The 2550-nt window shown below is 41.5% G+C and carries 2 protein-coding genes; one reads left to right on the top strand and one right to left on the bottom strand.

What is annotated here, in order from left to right; translation table 11 throughout:
• A partial coding sequence (locus RLO19_RS00290; protein WP_446352793.1) for an IS200/IS605 family accessory protein TnpB-related protein occupies positions 1-516 on the top strand: 516 nt, incomplete at its 5' end.
• A gap of 47 nt (positions 517-563) precedes the next feature.
• Here RLO19_RS00290 and RLO19_RS00285 read toward each other — a convergent pair.
• The gene (locus RLO19_RS00285; RefSeq protein ID WP_446352792.1) at positions 564-2081 is read right to left on the bottom strand and encodes a diguanylate cyclase domain-containing protein; all 1518 of its coding nucleotides are present in this window, start codon (positions 2079-2081) and stop codon (positions 564-566) included.
• Between the last annotated feature and the right edge of the window lie 469 nt (positions 2082-2550).

The following is a 2550-nucleotide window of genomic DNA, read 5'->3' as shown; positions in this document are numbered from 1 at the left end:
AATAAGGCAGCAAGAATTGTTGTCAATCACTGCTTAAATTGCCGGATTGGAACTATTGTTTTCGGGTGGAATCAAGGCAACAAGAATGGGATTGAGCTAGGCAAAAAGAATAATCAGGAATTTGTTCAAATTCCTACCACTCGTCTTAAAGAAAGAATCCGACAATTGTGCGAACAATATGGAATTCAGTTTATAGAAACTGAAGAAAGCTATACATCGAAGGCTAGTTTTCTGGACAAGGATTTTCTACCTGTATTCGGCGACAAGCCGGAAGGGTGGAAGTCAAGTGGGAAACGAGTTCATCGTGGAATGTATCGCACAAAAAATGGAGAATTCATCAACGCCGATGCTAATGGTGCGGCTAACATTCTCCGCAAAGTAGAGATACAGCTAGGTCTTGATCTAGCCAAGGTCAGTAGGGCGTTTTTGACTGCGCCATCCAGAGTCTTCCTCTGGAACTCTAAAAAGATAAAACGACCAGACGCGGCTTCAGCCCGTCCCAAAGTATCTGCTTAGAATCCCCCGCGTTTTAACCGGGGGAGAAGTCAAGCACCCATTACCAATCACCAATCAGGGTCAGAGTTAGCTGAGAAAATGCGATCGCGTCCTAAGGCTTTAGCTTTGTAGAGAGCGCGATCTGCTTTTTCGACTAACTCAGTGGGTGATAGTTGACCCGATGCAGTCGTCGTGGCGATTCCTAAACTGAGCGTTACCCAAGGATGAATGGGAGATTTGGCATGGGGACGCTTGAGTTTATCCATTTGGTAACGGATTTTTTGAGCAACGACAAAAGCGCCTGCATTATCTGTATTGGGGAGAATCACGGCAAATTCTTCACCCCCATAGCGAGCAACTAAATCAGTCGGTCGTTGAGCCCCTTGGCATATCGCTTCAGCAACTTGCTTTAAACAATCATCCCCAACTAAATGACCATAGGTATCGTTGTAGGCTTTAAAAAAGTCAATATCACACAAGATCAAGGATAGCGGATTTAAGTTACGTCGAGAATTGAGTAATTCGTCGGCTAAGACTTGATCGAATCTACGGCGATTGGCAATTTGGGTTAAACTATCTATTTTGACGAGTTGCTGTAGGTGTTGGTTATCTGTTTTTACCTTTTGATAAAGTTCTGACTGTTGAATGGCAATAGCCACCTGTTTTACTAACTGGTTTAAACAATCAATTTCCCAAGTTGCCCATTGACGAGACTGGCTGCAATGATGAGCTATTATTACACCCCATAATCGATGGTAAATAGATTGAGGATTTTTCAGGTCAGACTCACTGTTTCTAATTGGTATAGCAAGAACAGATTGATCATGAAAGGCGAACGATTTTGGCTCTAGGTTAGATTCTATCCTATTATTGCTTAATTGAATAAAATTATCATTTATAGACATTTTTTTTTGTAAATTCAGAAGTTCATTAATTGCCGCAATATCCGGATAACCATCACTATAATCAGCCGCTTCTAAAAGCAAAGTTTGGGATTTTTCTGCCTGATAGCGATAGATGAGAACACGATCCGTTTTCAGGAATTGACGGACTTGGGTTACAGTGGTATGCAAAATTTCTTCGAGATCCAATGAGCGTCGGATCTGCTCAACCATGCGCTCTAAGATCCGCTCTCGTTTAGCCTGCTGTCGAATTGCCTCGCGATCGCGCTCACGTTCAATAGCGTAGCGTATGGCACGTACCAAGCCTTCCCCAGCAAACTGTCCCTTAACTAAATAATCTTGGGCGCCTTTACGAACGACCTCAATCGCCATCTTTTGATCGTTGAGAGAGGTTAACACAACAATAGGAGTAGTTGGCGCTTGTGCTTTGACTTTAACAACAGTATTTAATCCTTGACTATCCGGCAGAGACAAATCTAATAAAATAATGTCAAAGGTAAACTCTATCAAATATTTTAAACCATGGCTTAAGCGCTGAGCGTGAGTTAGAACAAATTGAGTTGTGTTGATCTGTAAAAACAATTCTTTTAGCAATTCTGCTTCAACAACATTATCCTCAACTAAAAGTATTTTTATGATTTGATTATCTTGTAAAATACCTGAGCTGCATTTTAATTCATTCATGATTGTGATCCTAAGATACAATTAAATAATTTAGCTAATGCTCATATCTTTCAGGCTATTCAAACTAAAACTTGAGAGATAAAGGTTGGAGCGGGGAGCATGTCAGTTTTGCACAAAATGTTCTCGTAGGTTGGGTAGAGCGATAGCGTTACCCAACAGGCTAACGATGGCGTTGGGTTTCGTTCCAAGGGCCCAACCGACAAAGGTGACATGCTCCCGTTGGAGCGTCAGTAAACCGCAGATCCTCAAATGCCAGACTAACATCTGAGTTATATAAATTGTTACTAACTTAAGATATAAATTTGGTAGAAGCTAAGACGGATTTAAACTGAAGTTCCCCCAGCAAAAAAATCAAAACTGCCTCACTGTGCGGCTTTCCGCGATTTTTGAGCCGCCCTACATGGGTACAATCACTGAAACCTTGATGTAGCGTGGGTTTCAACCGATCTCTTGTCATATTGAAAAAATA

The organism is Coleofasciculus sp. G2-EDA-02, from assembly GCF_040226375.1.
Lineage (GTDB): Bacteria > Cyanobacteriota > Cyanobacteriia > Cyanobacteriales > Coleofasciculaceae > Coleofasciculus.
The sequence above is the reverse complement of the archived record's forward strand: the minus strand, read 5'-3'. Positions and strand labels throughout refer to the sequence as shown.

What these genes read in the sequence shown, in the direction of transcription:
- RLO19_RS00285 (WP_446352792.1), bottom strand. Translation starts at nt 2,081, where the DNA reads ATGAATGAATTAAAATGCAGCTCAGGTATTTTACAAGATAATCAAATC.